A 14333-nucleotide genomic window follows, 5' to 3' on the forward strand; every position below is an offset into this window, starting at 1 on the left:
GAATCGTCCGGGAACCACTCCCGAAACTCCTGAAACGTCCGCGGATAATCCACACCGCCAACAGGCTCTTCGCTCACCAAACAAATCTACTGCACTCAAGCAGACATGCAGAACATACATTCGAATATGTCAATTGCCGCCGACATTCGAGCGGCGTGTCGACCTCAGGCGATGGGGACAGCTAGGCGATGGGGTCCTTCGGGAGGGACGGGACAGCGACCCCAGCAGATCGTGGTTCTGACGACACAGGAACGGACGCAGGGGCGACCGCGAGCGCAGGAGCCGCGGCATCCGCAGTTCCTCGCCGCGCAGAGAACACCCACCAGCGGTAGAGCGCGAAACGGAAAGCAGTGCCGAGGGCGAGGCCTACGACATTGGTGGCGAGGTTGTCGGCGATGAGCGAGGTGTAGCCGAGCAGATAGTGCGAGACCCAGAGGCAGCCGAGGGCGATGAAAGCGCCGGCCAGGCTCACGGCGACGAACTCGACACCCTCGCGGATCACATTGGTGCGACGACCGGTGCGGCGTTGGGCACGGAAGGTCCAGAGCCGATTGCCGATCCAGTTGACGATGATTGCCAGGGAGGTGGAGATAGCCTTGGCGATCACCGGCCCGCTGTGCACGTAGTGCGGTTCGAGCACAGTCGTGCGCAGGGCGTTGAATACGACAATATCGACGACCAGGCCGACCCCGCCGACGAGCAGGAAGCTCAGCAGCTGGCGACCGAGCGCTGCCCTAGACGTGCGCGACGTGGCCATGCTGCTTGTCGAGAGGCACTGTCTTGTCGACCGACACGGTTCTGTCGAGGGGCACGGTCCCGCGAATGCGGCCAGGCAGCCCCTGGATGCCCCACAACGTCACCCGCCCGATGGCTTCGCGTACGATGCCAGAGCTCATCTTGGAGACACCGTGCACCCGCTCCACGAAGGTGATGGGCACCTCTGCGATGCTGAGTCCCGCGGTATAGGCGTGCCAGAGCATCTCGATCTGGAAGCCGTAACCCTGCGAGAGCACCCTGTCGAACCCGATCACCTGGAGAGCTTCGGCGGTGAAAGCGCGATAGCCTCCTGTCACGTCACGGAATGGCAGGCCGAGCGCGATTCGTGCGTAGAGGCTTCCACCCTGCGAGAGCAGCATCCGGCGGAATGGCCAGTTCTCCACCTGCCCGCCTGGCACCCAGCGCGAACCAAGCACGACATCCGCGGTTCTCAGCCGGTCCAGCAGGAGAGGCAACTGCTCAGGCTGGTGAGAGCCGTCGGCGTCCATCTCAACGAGCTGCTCGTAGCCGCGTTCCAGTCCCCAGGCGAAGCCCGCGCGGTAGGCGGCTCCAAGCCCCTCCTTGCCGGCGCGATGCAGCACATGGATGCGATCGTGGGCAGCGGCGAGGGCCGAGGCCAGTGCACCGGTGCCGTCCGGCGAGTTGTCATCGACGACGAGCAGGTCGACCCCGTTGGCGCTCCTCAGGACTCTCGCGGTGAGGTCCGCAAGATTCTCCCGCTCGTTATAGGTCGGGATGATGACGAGTGTCCTGTTCATGGTGTCTCCCTGGTCAGTTGGTAAACGGTGGTTCGATGGACGGGTATTTCGCGCGAAACGGTGTACCCGAGTTGTTGGAGGTCGAGCACGTCGGCGGGGGTGGTCGCGTTCGAGAGCTCCACTGCCCAGACCGTGGGGGTGGATGTCAGCGCCCCGCCGATCTCGGACACCGGCGCGACACGATCCCACAGTCCGGGGAGCCGCATATACGGCGTCAGAAGGCCGACATCCTTGAGTCCCGCGAAGTCTTGTGGGTACAGGTGCAGCGCGAGCCGGGGCCTACCGGACGGCTTGGTGCTCTTGTCGAAAACGATCGCGTCCCCGCTGTGCGCATTCTGGGCCACCACCTCGGAGAGCTGCCGAAGATCGCTGCCACCGTCCTTCGCGTAGGGCGTGCGCTGGAAGAGGTTCGTCGGTATGGCGAGAGCGACGAGCGCGACGACAGCCGCCACGCGGAGCCAGTTGCGGCCGAGCCATCCGATTCCCACTCCGATGAGAAGGGCTGCGGCCGGCGTACTAAAGGAGAGATAGCGAATCGAATACATCGGCGCGATAACGCTGTTCCCGACGAACAGGATGCTCATCGGAACCAGCAGCCAGGCGACGACGAGCACGCCTCCTGCCGAACGCCGACGAATGAGGAACACGACAGCGGCCAGGATGACAGCCCAACAGGCCGCTGCGAGCCACGGATCGCCAAACCACTGGATCACGAACAGTCGCTCGAAGGTCACGTAATTGCGGTGGGCGAGGAAGCTGATCTGGCCGTGCTGGGCGAGTCCGTAGACCAACAGGGGCGAGGCGAGCAGCGCTGAACCGACGGCGGCGGCCAGCCACCGACGGATGAGCGGCCTGCCATCCTTGGAGAGCACCAGCACCATGCCATGCACAACGGCGATGAGCACGAAGTACAGGAACACGTAGATCGAGACCGCCAGCAGCACGGAATAACCGAGCCAGGGCAGCACGCCGGTCGCACGTCGACGCATCAGCGTGACGAGCAACACTGTCAGCCAGACAGCCAGCGCGGTGCCGATCGCATAGGAGCGCCCCTCCGCAGCCATGTAACCGACTCGGGGGAGCAGGATACAGACGATCCCCGCGATGAGAGCCGCCGGACGGCTGAAGAGCAGTCCGCCGAGCACCACGGTACCGGCCACCGCGACACCGACGGCGATCGTGCTGGGAAACCGCACCGACAGTTCGGATGCCCCGAACAGGTCGATCCAGAAATGCAGGAAGAGGTAGTACGTGCCGTGTACCGCGTCGACCCGTCCCAGTTCGCTCCACAGGGTGGAGATCGGACGTTCGGCCGACATGACGCTGGCCGCCTCATCACCCCAGAACGACGGTATCCACGACCCGAGGAAGGTGACGAACCAGCCGAGTGCTCCCAGCCCGATCGCGAGGTAGCGCAGGCGTATCCCGCCGAGTACCACGCGAAGCGGTACGGAGAGTGGTCGTTCGACCAGGGCGGTGCTCATGAATTCATGCTCATGAGCAAGGCCGGGTGTTAGCCCTGTTTCAGGGCCTCCCGGGGTGAGAGTTCACTCAGGTTGGCTGCGCTATATCGTCGGAAGGGTGACCATCACGCTGAATCCGTCGGAGTTGGCCAGGGTGACCCGCCCGTTTGCTGCGGCGACCATGGCATGCACGATGGAGAGACCGAGGCCGCTCCCACCGGTGCGCTTGGCTCGCGCTTCGTCCGGTCGCGAGAACCTGTCGAAGGCGATCGGCAAGAACTCCTCCGTCATGCCGGGGCCGTCGTCCACCACGTTCAGCACCAGTTCGCCTGTGGAGTGCCGTAGCGCGATGCGCACAGATCCGCCCTCATCGACCGCTGCGATCGCATTGGTGCTGAGGTTGTCGACCAACCTGCCGAAATTACCGGCAGCGATGAGATAGCTGGCATCACTCGGTTCCGCCGTGACGTCGAAGTCGATGGTGACCCCTTTCGCCACAGCCAGCAGCCGCGACCTGTCGACGGATGCCGCGAGCTCTGCCGCGAGCTCATCCCAGCCGCTTCCGCTCTCCGGGGGCCGCGCCTCGATCTGCGAGAGTTCGAGCAGTCCGGTCGCGAGGCCCGACAGTCGCGCCACCGATCGCTGTGCTGTCACGATCTCCGCTTCGAGAGACGCAGCGTCGCCGCTGTTCAGGTGCGCGAGCTCCAGCTGGGTCATCAGGATCGCGAGAGGAGTGCGCAGTTCGTGACTGGCGTCAGAGACCAGTTGGCGTTCGCGGTCGACCGACTGGCGTACATCGGCGATGAACTCGTTCAACGTCGTTGCGAGCGCCGACAGTTCGTCTCTCGCAGGGCCGACGGGCAGCGGTTCGGTCGACCCCTCTGCGACGAGTGCCCTGGCCTGCCGTCGCATTCGACTGACAGGTCTCAGGGCCGCGGCGGTGAGCAGCCAGGATGCGATGCCGAAGCCGATCACGATGATCACGGCACCGACGACGAGCGCCTGGGTTATTCGATCGAGCGAGAGGATGGAGGAGTCCTGGTTGCGCGCAGTGACCACGTGCCATTCGCCGGAATCGGTGACCACCGTCTTGTTGAGAACACGATAGGTGTCGTCGCCTACGACGACGGATTTGACCTCCTCGCCCATCAGGAGAATTCGATGCAGTTGGGCACGCAGGCTTTTCGGCAGGCTCGACTCCACCGCTGAGCCGCTCGGATCGACGACCGCCAGCAGCTGGCCCCGTCCTGGTGAGTCCACCTTCTCGTCCGGGTGCGCGAGGATCGCGGCGACATAGGGTGCGGAGTCGTGGCTGAGCACGGTGGTCGTTGTGGTGCTGAGGATGCTCCCGACCTGCGCGCGGAAGGCGAACACCGCGGCGGCCGCGAGCACCGCGACGATGGCGAGGGTGCCGAGAGTGATCCTCCAACGGATCGTCAGTCGCGGCAGGAACCTCAACTCGTAACCTCGAGCTGGTACCCGGTACCTCGCATCGTCGTGATGCGCACCCAGGCGGCATCCGGTTCCAGTTTGCGCCGCAGGTAGCTCACGTACTGGTCCACGATGTTGGGATCGATGTTCTCTGTCGTTCCCCAGACCTCCTCGAGGATGCGGGTGCGGCTCACGGGGCTACCCGCCTGCGAGGCAAGGAGACGCAGCAGGCTGAACTCCTTGGGACTCATCGACACCGGACGGCCGTCGACGGTCACCGCGAGACTGAGCGAGTCGAGTCGCAGCCGGCCGACGGCGACTGTCAGCTTGTCCGCCGTGGCATCTCGACGCAACAGGGCACGGATGCGCGCGCTCAGCTCGACGAAAGCGAAGGGTTTGGTGAGGTAGTCATCTGCCCCCGAATCGAGGCCGAAGACGCGATCCTCGACGGCGTCGCGCGCCGTCAGGAGCACAAGCGGCATGAAGCTGCCCGTCTCCCTGATGCGTCGGCAGATCTCGAAACCCGACATCTGCGGAAGCATGACGTCCACGACAGCCAGCGAGTAGTCGTCGTTGGCCACAGCGATGAGAGCGTCGACCCCGTTGTCGACGACACGGGTCTCGTAGGCTTCAGCCGTAAGTCCGCGGTCGATGAGCTGGCCCATCTCCGGGTCGTCTTCGACGATCAGGATTTTCATCGGCGCTCGCCCTCCCGGTTCCAGCCCTCACCTGAATGCTCCCATCTTCCGCCTGCCGGGGCATCAACGGCTATGCCTTCCTGTGAGCACTCTCACTATTCACGGCTCCGTTCATGGCAGCTGCCGAGCGTCGCGTCGGTAAAGTCGGTGAACACTCCGGACGAAAGTTGATACATGGCTACAGCATTCGCTGTGCGTTCCGCACGGCCGGGGTTCGCTGTGATCGGGGTGCTCGGCATCCTGTCCGTGTTTGCCTCCGGGTACCTGATCCATCTCTATTTCGGCTCGACACTGCCGGCGGTGGATGCCGCGTGGCACGGCTTCCTCCAGCAGCACCGCAGTGCGTGGCTGGAGTACCCGTCGCTCGCACTCAACCTGGTCGGCGGCACGATCGCCATGGCCCTGGTCACCGTCGCGGTGATGGCCGTGTTCTTTTTCCTGCGCCGGAGATGGGCCGCGATGTTCATCGGTCTCAGCGTTGGCGTGAGCTTCCTGCTCTCCACAGTGATCAAGCAACTCGTCGATCGTCAGCGGCCAGCCGACAATATCGTGGTTGCGGCCTCCGGTTCCTTCCCCTCCGGCCATACCACTGCTGCGGCCGCGATCGTCGTGGCGCTCGCACTGGTTCTGGCCCGCCGCTGGGTCTGGATGCTGGCGGTCGTCTGGATCCTCGCGATGGCTTTCAGCCGCACCTACCTTTTTGCCCACTGGCTCAGCGATACGGCCGCGGGTGCCGTGCTCGGAGTATCGGTCGCCCTGTTGCTCTGGACGCCGGTGGCGGCGCGCCTGAGACTGCGCAGGAGCCCCTAACCATCAGCGCGGGGTTTTGTTATCCGCGCTGATGCTGTAACCACCGCGCGGATAACAAACCGCCGCGCGGATGCCCATTGCGCCCGGTCGCGACGCGCCTAGGCCAGTTCGCGCACCCAGTGCGCGAGGAACCGCGCACCGGCCTCATCGTGGATAGCGTCGCCCTCCGTGATGATCCGGTACGGCTTGTCCGGCACGCCGTCGGCCGGGCGTACGTCGACATGAGCCACTTCGTAGCCGTTCTCGTGCAGGTAATCGGCCATCGCATAGTCGTTGCGCGAATCGCCGACAGTGCGCCAGAGGTGTGGGATCTCGCCCGATGCGCTCATCAGCTCGATCGCTCGGCGAGCCCCGAGAGCCTTGCCGAGGTCTATCGACTCGACGTCGGTGGAGATGATCGTCGGATCGACGCGGAAGCCGTCCAGACCATGGGCGTCGAGAATCTGCTGGGCACGGGAGTCGAAGAGCTTCTGTGCGGCGAGATAGCTGGCGGATGAGACATCCGTTCGCTGTTCGAACGAAACCATGGCGCGCTTGGTCTCGTCGTAGAACATGGTGTCGCCGAACTCCGCGGCAGCCAGCGTTCTGAGCTCAGCGACCGCGTCCGCGGGCACGGCGACCGACTCATCGACCTGCACGCCGCCGAAGGTGTCGAGGGTGCCGCCGAACCAAACGGCTCCCTTCTCGCAGACGCCGTAGACCCGCGCCGAGGTGGTGAGGCCGGCGGCGAGCATCGGCTTCAGCACCTGGTCGCGCACGAAGACATCCGATCGCCCGGTATTGAAGGCGATGGGAAGACCGACATTGGCGAGAGTCACGAGGTCGTCGACGATGCTGGCGATGGCAATCGTACGGGTCACCGGGCTGGTGATCGGGCCGTCGACGTCGAGAAGGAGTCCGAGGGGAGGGATCGAAGAAGTCACCCTCCATTATTCCAGTCTTCCGGTGGTCGATCGCCGCAGAAACCCGTGGCGGCTATGGCAGTCAACCATTCTGTTGAATGCTGCAAGTGTGCTGAGCTTCGACCTGTTTCGACTCCCGCCTTGTGCCGTGCGAGGCACATCGGGTGACCACCCCGATCGCCGCAGAGTGGGGAGTACAGCATGTGCCAGATCATCGCTCGCTCGAGGAGGGACCGGACATGTACGACGTATTCCAGCGAAAGGAAGACGGATGTATCAAGGTCGTAGTGAAGCCATGACATCTGGCCAGGGAGGACAAAGACATGAATGACCACAGGGATTTCTCGCCGCGTTTCGCCATTGTGACCGGCTCCGATTCCGGCATCGGCCGCGCAACGGCTGTCGCTCTCGCAGAGGCCGGCCTGGATGTCGGGATCACCTGGCACAGCGACCAGGACGGCGCCGAAACGACGGCGGAGATGGTGCGAGCCGCAGGACGGGCGGCTGTAGTCGCACAGCTCGACACGGCTGATCTGGCCACCTGCGGCGATGTCATCGACGGGCTCGCCGATCAGCTCGGCGGACTCGATGTCTTCGTCAACAATGCGGGCATGGGCCAGTCACAACTGTTCCTCGACCTCGACGTCGACAGCTGGCGCACGATCATCGCCACCGATCTCGACGGGGCCTTCGTCTGTATCCAGCGCGCAGCCAGACGGATGGTGAAGGCGAATCGCGGAGGACGCATCATCGCGGTCTCCAGCGTGCACGAAAGTCAGCCGCGCATCGGTTCGAGCGCCTATGACGCCGCGAAGCACGGCCTGGGTGGACTGGTGAAGACCCTCGCCCTCGAACTCGGCAGCTACGGGATCACTGCGAATACCGTTGCCCCTGGCGAGATTGCAACGCCCATGAACGGCAAGGACGACGACGAGCCTGAGCTCGAGGATCGTCCCGGCATCCCGCTCGGTCGGCAGGGAGCCTCGGCTGAGATCGCATCGGTCATCGCTTTTCTCGCATCCCGACAGGCCAGTTACGTCACGGGAGCTTCGTGGTCGGTGGACGGTGGCATGCTCCAGATGGGGCCTCAGGCCGGCTCGCATCTGACCACGAACGGCTGGCGGTCGGTGTGAGGCAAGGACCAGGCTCCCTTGTAGTCGTCGTCAACGAGAGGTAGACCGGAACCATGTCCGATAAGCGAGGTCCAAAACCATCCGAGCCGATCGACCTGATAGCGCTCCCCGGCAGCGAGCGATCTCCAGCCGACAGCGTCGCGCCACGGGCTGTCGATCTCGAACGCCAGGGGGAGATCGAGGCAACGGTGGTACTTCGACGGCGAGCGGATGCCGATACCTCGCTTGGCGGCGCCCCGATGGATCCCGCCGACTTCGCCGAAAAACTGGGAGCGGACCCCGCAGACGTCGAGCTGGTGACTTCGACCCTGACTTCGCTCGGACTGCGCATGGTGTTTACGAGCATTCCCTCGCGCCGCATCCGCATCGCCGGGGATGCCTCGACGATGAGCCGTGTCTTCGGTGTGCGCCTCGAAGCCGTGACCAGTCGGGCCCTCGACGGCTCTGAGGTGCAGCACCGGCATCGCACCGGTGGGCTGATGCTGCCGGCATCGCTCGGCGGCGTGGTCACCGCCGTGCTCGGTCTGGACGATCGACCGCAGGCGCGAGCGGAGTTCCGGGTGGCCGAAGCGCGTGCTGTCTCTGTGAGCTACACACCGATCGAACTGGGCGAGATCTACCGCTTTCCGAAAGGTACCGACGGAAAAGGGCAGACCATCGCCATCGTCGAACTCGGTGGAGGCTATCGACAGGCAGAGCTCGACGAATATTTCTCCGGTTTCGGCATCACCGGCCCGAAGGTGACCGCCATCGGAGTCGATGGCGCGAAGAACGCCCCGGGGCAGGATGCCGCGGGCGCCGACGGCGAGGTTCTGCTCGATATCGAGGTTGCTGGCGCACTGAGCCCCGGTGCCGAGATCGCCGTCTATTTCGCGCCCAACACCGATGCGGGATTCGTGGACGCGGTCAGCGAGGCGACCCATGCCTCCGTCACTCCAACGGCCATCAGCATCAGCTGGGGACAGAACGAGGACGCCTGGACCGCTCAGGCCCGCACGGCTCTCGACAATGCCTTCGTCGATGCAGCCGCGCTCGGTGTGACCGTCACCGCGGCCGCCGGCGACAACGGAAGCTCGGATGGCGCGAGCGATGGCCGCAATCACGCTGACTTCCCGGCATCCAGCCCTCACGTTCTCGGCTGCGGCGGCACGAGCCTGCGGGCGACCACGGGAACTGTCGAATCGGAGACGGTGTGGAACAACGGTTCCGGCGGTGGGGCCACCGGCGGGGGAGTGAGCACGGTGTTTTCGCTGCCCACCTGGCAGGGCGGCGTCGCCGTGCCCACGCCCACGATCGCCACGGGCGGACGGGGAGTGCCGGATGTCGCGGCCGTCGCCGACCCCACCACCGGCTACGAGGTGCTCGTCGACGGCGAACGCAAGGTCTACGGCGGAACCAGCGCCGTCGCTCCGCTCTGGGCCGCCCTGATCGCCCGTCTCGCGGAATCGACAGGCAAGCGCTTCGGACTGCTGCAGCCCACGCTCTACGCCGACGCGACGACGAAGGCGACGGGCGAAGGTTTTCGCGACGTCACCTCCGGCGACAACGGAGAATTCGCGGCAGCACCGGGCTGGGATGCCTGCACAGGCCTCGGCGTTCCGGACGGAACGGCGCTGCTCGCGAGGTTGGAGAAAGCTGTCGGCTGAGTGCGTGTCAGGAAGCTCTAGCCAGAGTCCGGCAACGATTCACCTGCGGGCGTCTTTGCTCTGACACGGGCGATCCGCGCCGACACGCGGTCGACCAGGATGCCGAGCCCGACCGCCACCACGATCGACACCGCGACGGCCAGCACCGGGTTTCCCCCGAACCACGCGCCGAAGACCGCTCCGATCACCGCGTTGTATGCTGCCCAGCAGAGGCCCGCGATGGCGGTCAGGCCAAGGAATCGTCGGTAGTCGAATCCGGTCGCTCCCGCGGTGAGGTTGACCGCGATCCGACCGAAAGGCACGAAGCGAGCGGTCAGAAGCACGACGGCAGCCCGCCGGTCGAGAGATCGCCTGGCCCAGGCGAAGGCGCGCACCGCCTGCGGCCGACGCATCCATCGAAAGCGCGTAAGGCCGACCCGTCGCCCGAGGGCGAAGGTCAGGCTGTCACCGATCACCGCCGCGACTGCGGCTACGGCTATCAGTACGAAGAGGTTGGGACCATGCCCGGAGAGAGCGAGTGCTCCCAGCGCGACGACGACGGTCTCGCTGGGCAACACCACGAAGAAGGCGTCGAGAACGGTCAGGAGAAAAAGCACCGGATACACCCATGGTGATCCTGCGGCGGCGAGCACGGCATCCGTGATCTGGTCCATGAATGAGGAATACCGCATGAAAGTAAACGGCTAGTGCCTCTCCCGCAACGAATTCATCCTGCGCCTACGCTGAGTCAATCGACGCATGGACCTCGCAGCTTCTGGGGCGTTAACTGGGCGCATGCCTACAACTGTCGCCGACCAGCTCATCGCCCAGCTCATCGAGGCTGGCGTCCATCGCATCTACGGAATCGTCGGCGACAGCCTGAATCCGATAGTGGACGCTGTACGCCGCAGCGGGGGATCCGCGAAGGGCGGGATCGACTGGATCCACGTACGCAACGAGGAGGCAGCCGCCTTCGCGGCGGGCGCGGAGGCGCAACTCACCGGCGAGCTCGCCGTCTGCGCCGGCAGTTGCGGCCCCGGCAACCTCCACCTGATCAATGGCCTGTTCGACGCTCATCGCTCCGGTGCACCGGTACTCGCAATCGCCAGCCACATCCCGAGCACGGAGATCGGCAGCGGCTACTTCCAGGAGACGCATCCCGACAGGCTCTTCGTCGAGTGCTCGAACTACCGTGAACTGATCTCGACAGCCGCACAGGCCCCACGCGTGATCAACGCGGCGATGCGACATGCGGTCGGCCTCGGGGGAGTGGCGGTCGTCACCATTCCCGGCGATGTCGCCGAGCTCGAAGTGGCCGCCAAAGCACCATCGTTCAAGCTGACGAAGCGCCCGACGATCGTGCCGGACCAGGATGACGTGCGAGCCCTCGCGGACGCAATCGACGCCGCGAAGACCGTCGCGATCTTCGCCGGTGCCGGAGTCGAGGGTGCCCACGACGAGGTCGTGGCCTTCGCCGATCTGCTGGCGGCCCCGGTCGGGCATTCGCTGCGCGGCAAGCAGTGGATCCAGTACGACAACCCCTTCGACGTCGGCATGACCGGCCTGTTGGGTTACGGTGCAGCACACGCCGGCATCCACGACGCCGACCTCGTTATCCTGCTCGGCACCGACTTTCCCTACGAACAGTTCCTGCCGGATGCGGCGAAGGTCACCATTGCCCAGATCGACGCGGATGCCTCGCATCTCGGCCGTCGCGCCAGTGTCGCCCATCCGGTGCACGGCGATGTGCTGCCCACCATCGCCGCGCTCACCGAGCTGGTCAGCGCGAAGAAGGATCGCAAGTTCCTCGACAGGACGGTGAAGCGCCATCACAAGCTACTCACGAGTGTCGTCGGCAAATACGCCGACGTCGACACACTGTCGCCGATTCATCCGGAGTTCGCGGTGTCGGTGCTCGACGAACTGCTCGCCGACGACGCGATCGTGACCGCCGACACCGGCATGGGCAATGTCTGGCAGGCGCGGTACATCACTCCGAACGGCCGACGACGCATCTTCGGCTCCTACCTGCACGGCTCGATGGCCAACGCGGTACCGCAGGCGATCGGCGCCCAGTTCGCCTACCCAGGCCGCCAGGTGGCCACCATCTCCGGCGACGGCGGTCTTTCCATGCTGCTGGGCGAGCTGGTCACCGTCGCCGCTTACCAGCTGCCGGTGAAGATCATCGTGTTCAACAATTCCACCCTCGGTCTCGTCAAACTCGAGATGTTCGTAGACGGCTATCCCGATTTCGGCGTGGATGTGCCGGCCGTCGACTACGCGGCTGTCGCCAACGCCCTCGGCATCTTCGGGCAGCGCGTCGACGACCCGCAGGAGCTTCGCGGCGCGCTGACGGCCGCCCTCGACCACGACGGCCCGGCACTGGTGGATATCGCGACCGATCCGCTGGCCATGTCCCTGCCCTCGGCGATCACGCTCGACCAGGTCAAAGGCTTCTCGCTCGCAATGTCGAAGGTCGTGCTGAACGGCGGTGTCGGCGAGGCCGTCCAGCTGGTGCGTTCGAACATCCGACACGTTCCGGGTTTGTAACCGCTGGCCGTCTCTCACACCCGCGTGTCACCGGGCACGGTGTCAGAGGGCACAGACGCCGAGCTTCGTAGACTGCCTGTGCGGCAAACGCCTGATCCGACCGGAGGCACCGCGACGGAAGTGGGCAGCACGGTGACGACTCGGGCGGTGTTCGGCATGCTGCGGCTGGCCTGTGCAGCACTCTGCCTCGTCGCACTCGTCGCCCGGTTCATCTGGGGGCTCGGTTCGGCGACCTTCACCCCCGGCAACTTCTTCGCCTACCTGACGATCCAGAGCAACATCCTGTTCCTGGTGGTGTCCATCATCGCCGGCGCGCTCGCGCTGAGGGGAACGGATGACCCGCCATGGCTCGACACCCTGCGAGCCTGCGTGCTCAGCGGCACCGTCTCCTCCGGCGTCGTCTTCGCTTTCCTCATCCAGCAGGCCGGAGCGCGCGGATTCCGTCTCGACGTTCCATGGTCGGACCAGGTGCTGCACTTCTGGCTGCCCACGATCGCGCTGCTCGACTGGGTGATCGCTCCCGGGCGTGGACGGGCGCTCTGGCGCACCGTGGCCTTCGTGCTGGTCTTTACCCTCGGCTGGGGCGTTGTCACCCTGATCCGTGGTGAATTCGTCGGCTGGTACCCCTACTTCTTCCTCGATCCCGCGCAGTTGCGCAGCGTCGGAGAGTTTTTCCTGTTCGGAGCAGTGGCCCTCGCCCTGTTCGGCGGAATCTCGAGCGGGCTCGTCGGGCTCAGTCGCCTGCGCCCCATCGCGGAGAGAGAACTCAGCTGGCCGCGAAAGGCTCGAGCGCGCGCAGGGCGGATGCGAGCAGGTCGTCGTCGCTGAGCTTGGCGACCCGACGCGCGGCATCCCCTCCAGCGAGTCCCACGAGCACGTTTTCGCCCGTCACCGCCTTCAGGTTGAACCAGGTGCTGATGTCGTCGTCGGTTCCAACGAGGCTCCAGGCCGCGGCATCCGTCGACCAGAACGGCTTGTCGTAGCTCAGCCACACGGTCTCGACAGCACCCATTCCGAGCGAGGAAATCGCGGTGCGGTGCGAAAACGGCAGCAGCGGATCGAAGCGGATCGAGCCCTTCTGCAGCACCCCGAGCGGCACGGTGACCAGCACCCGATCGACCTTGAGCGACTCGCCGGTCCCGAGCTGCAGGCTCACGCTCGAGTCACTGTAGGAGATGCCGACCACCGCGGTGGACAGTGACTTCGTCACGCCGTGGAGTGAGTCGTCGATGAGGTTGGAGAAGCCGCCGGTGACCAGCCTGTCGTAGTTGGGCACGGCGTCCAGGCCGTACCAGGCGGAGAGCTTGGAGTTACCGGCGCCGTTCACCGTCGCGAGCGAGGCCAGGTACTGGGCGAGGAGGTCCGCCCCGGCAAAACCATCGGCATCGGAGACGCCTTTCGTCGCACCAGAACCGTCGAGTGCGTCGGTGACGCTGACGTCCTTGTTCTGCTCACCAGCCCAGGTGACGGCGGTCTCGACAGCTTTCGGTCCGACCAGGTTGGCCCGCGCCATGGCCTTCGGCCCCTGCAGGAGCGATCCCGTGACCGGGTTGGTCGCGATACCCAGTTCGGCCAGCTGGCTGAGGAGGACAGCATCCATCGTCTTGTCCAACCGCCAGGCGCCGAGCTCGACCGGGAGCGGCCAGGATTTCGACACCCGGGAATCGATGCGGCCGCCCACGCGGTTCCGTGCCTCGATCACAATCACGTCAAAACCCTCGAGGGCCAGTCGGCGCGCAGCTTCGGCACCGGCAGCGCCCGCGCCGATGATGGCGATGCGATCACCCTTGTCTGCGGCATCCGATAATTCGCCCGCCGCCCGCGCTCCGGAATTCTGCGCACCGAGCACCGAGCCGGGAAGGTCGCTGGATGTCGCCTCGCCGGCGAAGAATACGCGGCCGTTGATGGGCCGGCTGAGGTCGTCGCGAAACTGCGGAGTCGAACCGACGGTTACGAAGCTGTGCGAGCCGCGCGAATAGGGATCGCTGGTCCAGTTGCTGCGCTGCATGGCCTTCGGCCGCGGCACCGTCGAACTGGCGCTGGGAGAGGGCTTGGCGGTCGTGGTTGGCGCCGGTTCGGGATCGGTGCAGGCCGTCAACACGAGCAGGGAAAGCCCTGAACCCGCCCCGAGGAGAAAACTGCGGCGACTGAACGACATCTCAGCGCCACTGTACCCGCAAAACCCC

Annotated in this window: 14 protein-coding genes; 6 read left to right on the forward strand and 8 right to left on the reverse strand. The window is 65.3% G+C overall.

The annotated features are described in order from the left end of the window. Positions 1 to 181 precede the first annotated feature (181 nt). The 5 genes from ABIB56_RS12120 to ABIB56_RS12140 form a co-directional block, all read right to left on the reverse strand. Positions 182 to 757, reverse strand: coding sequence for a GtrA family protein (locus ABIB56_RS12120; protein WP_354569472.1), 576 nt, complete (start codon positions 755 to 757; stop codon positions 182 to 184). Continuing rightward, on the reverse strand, positions 735 to 1535 hold the full coding sequence (locus tag ABIB56_RS12125) for a polyprenol monophosphomannose synthase (RefSeq protein ID WP_354569473.1): 801 nt from the start codon (positions 1533 to 1535) through the stop codon (positions 735 to 737). The genes ABIB56_RS12120 and ABIB56_RS12125 overlap by 23 nt, the downstream gene beginning before the upstream one ends. After that, the gene (locus ABIB56_RS12130; RefSeq protein WP_354569474.1) at positions 1532 to 3019 is read right to left on the reverse strand and encodes a glycosyltransferase family 39 protein; all 1488 of its coding nucleotides are present in this window, start codon (positions 3017 to 3019) and stop codon (positions 1532 to 1534) included. Before ABIB56_RS12130 ends, ABIB56_RS12125 begins: the two co-directional genes overlap by 4 nt. Positions 3020 to 3100: 81 nt before the next feature. Then, on the reverse strand, positions 3101 to 4456 hold the full coding sequence (locus ABIB56_RS12135) for a sensor histidine kinase (protein WP_354569475.1): 1356 nt from the start codon (positions 4454 to 4456) through the stop codon (positions 3101 to 3103). Further along, positions 4453 to 5127 (reverse strand): response regulator transcription factor, encoded by a 675-nt coding sequence (locus tag ABIB56_RS12140; RefSeq protein WP_354569476.1) that lies wholly within the window; start codon positions 5125 to 5127, stop codon positions 4453 to 4455. The genes ABIB56_RS12135 and ABIB56_RS12140 overlap by 4 nt, the downstream gene beginning before the upstream one ends. A gap of 174 nt (positions 5128 to 5301) precedes the next feature. Between ABIB56_RS12140 and ABIB56_RS12145 the strand changes: the two genes are divergently transcribed. Beyond that, positions 5302 to 5937, forward strand: a complete 636-nt coding sequence (locus ABIB56_RS12145) for a phosphatase PAP2 family protein (RefSeq protein WP_354569477.1) — start codon at positions 5302 to 5304, stop codon at positions 5935 to 5937. A gap of 98 nt (positions 5938 to 6035) precedes the next feature. On the opposite strand, the gene ABIB56_RS12150 is transcribed toward ABIB56_RS12145, so the two are convergent. Continuing rightward, complete coding sequence (locus ABIB56_RS12150) at positions 6036 to 6860, reverse strand: hypothetical protein (protein WP_354569478.1); 825 nt, start codon at positions 6858 to 6860, stop codon at positions 6036 to 6038. 143 nt (positions 6861 to 7003) lie between these two features. Here ABIB56_RS12150 and ABIB56_RS12155 point away from each other — a divergent pair, with 143 nt between their 5' ends. The 3 genes from ABIB56_RS12155 to ABIB56_RS12165 are packed head-to-tail and all read left to right on the forward strand — an operon-like array spanning position 7004 to position 9618. Next, on the forward strand, positions 7004 to 7138 hold the full coding sequence (locus tag ABIB56_RS12155) for a hypothetical protein (RefSeq protein WP_354569479.1): 135 nt from the start codon (positions 7004 to 7006) through the stop codon (positions 7136 to 7138). A 24-nt stretch (positions 7139 to 7162) separates the two neighbouring features. Next, on the forward strand, positions 7163 to 7972 hold the full coding sequence (locus ABIB56_RS12160) for an SDR family oxidoreductase (RefSeq protein WP_354569480.1): 810 nt from the start codon (positions 7163 to 7165) through the stop codon (positions 7970 to 7972). 53 nt (positions 7973 to 8025) lie between these two features. Continuing rightward, entirely contained in the window at positions 8026 to 9618 is a 1593-nt protein-coding gene (locus ABIB56_RS12165) for a S53 family peptidase (protein ID WP_354569481.1), read from the forward strand. Positions 9619 to 9635: 17 nt separating this feature from the next. Here ABIB56_RS12165 and ABIB56_RS12170 read toward each other — a convergent pair whose 3' ends face one another. After that, entirely contained in the window at positions 9636 to 10271 is a 636-nt protein-coding gene (locus ABIB56_RS12170) for a DedA family protein (RefSeq protein ID WP_354569482.1), read from the reverse strand. A gap of 121 nt (positions 10272 to 10392) precedes the next feature. On the opposite strand from ABIB56_RS12170, the gene ABIB56_RS12175 reads away from it, so the two are divergent. Both ABIB56_RS12175 and ABIB56_RS12180 read left to right on the forward strand, forming a co-directional pair. Then, the gene (locus tag ABIB56_RS12175; protein ID WP_354569483.1) at positions 10393 to 12147 is read left to right on the forward strand and encodes a pyruvate dehydrogenase; all 1755 of its coding nucleotides are present in this window, start codon (positions 10393 to 10395) and stop codon (positions 12145 to 12147) included. Positions 12148 to 12225: 78 nt separating this feature from the next. Continuing rightward, complete coding sequence (locus tag ABIB56_RS12180) at positions 12226 to 12975, forward strand: Pr6Pr family membrane protein (RefSeq protein ID WP_354569484.1); 750 nt, start codon at positions 12226 to 12228, stop codon at positions 12973 to 12975. Here the strand turns inward: ABIB56_RS12180 and ABIB56_RS12185 are convergent. Further along, positions 12914 to 14305, reverse strand: coding sequence for a flavin monoamine oxidase family protein (locus tag ABIB56_RS12185; protein ID WP_354569485.1), 1392 nt, complete (start codon positions 14303 to 14305; stop codon positions 12914 to 12916). The genes ABIB56_RS12180 and ABIB56_RS12185 overlap by 62 nt on opposite strands. Between the last annotated feature and the right edge of the window lie 28 nt (positions 14306 to 14333).

This window comes from Glaciihabitans sp. UYNi722 (assembly GCF_040549465.1).
Taxonomy (GTDB): Bacteria; Actinomycetota; Actinomycetes; order Actinomycetales; family Microbacteriaceae; genus Lacisediminihabitans.

Coding starts and splice junctions, on each gene's coding strand:
- ABIB56_RS12120 (WP_354569472.1), bottom strand. CDS start 757: ATGGCCACGTCGCGCACGTCTAGGGCAGCGCTCGGTCGCCAGCTGCTG.
- ABIB56_RS12125 (WP_354569473.1), bottom strand. CDS start 1,535: ATGAACAGGACACTCGTCATCATCCCGACCTATAACGAGCGGGAGAAT.
- ABIB56_RS12130 (WP_354569474.1), bottom strand. CDS start 3,019: ATGAGCACCGCCCTGGTCGAACGACCACTCTCCGTACCGCTTCGCGTG.
- ABIB56_RS12140 (WP_354569476.1), bottom strand. CDS start 5,127: ATGAAAATCCTGATCGTCGAAGACGACCCGGAGATGGGCCAGCTCATC.
- ABIB56_RS12145 (WP_354569477.1), top strand. CDS start 5,302: ATGGCTACAGCATTCGCTGTGCGTTCCGCACGGCCGGGGTTCGCTGTG.
- ABIB56_RS12160 (WP_354569480.1), top strand. CDS start 7,163: ATGAATGACCACAGGGATTTCTCGCCGCGTTTCGCCATTGTGACCGGC.
- ABIB56_RS12165 (WP_354569481.1), top strand. CDS start 8,026: ATGTCCGATAAGCGAGGTCCAAAACCATCCGAGCCGATCGACCTGATA.
- ABIB56_RS12170 (WP_354569482.1), bottom strand. CDS start 10,271: ATGGACCAGATCACGGATGCCGTGCTCGCCGCCGCAGGATCACCATGG.
- ABIB56_RS12175 (WP_354569483.1), top strand. CDS start 10,393: ATGCCTACAACTGTCGCCGACCAGCTCATCGCCCAGCTCATCGAGGCT.
- ABIB56_RS12185 (WP_354569485.1), bottom strand. CDS start 14,305: ATGTCGTTCAGTCGCCGCAGTTTTCTCCTCGGGGCGGGTTCAGGGCTT.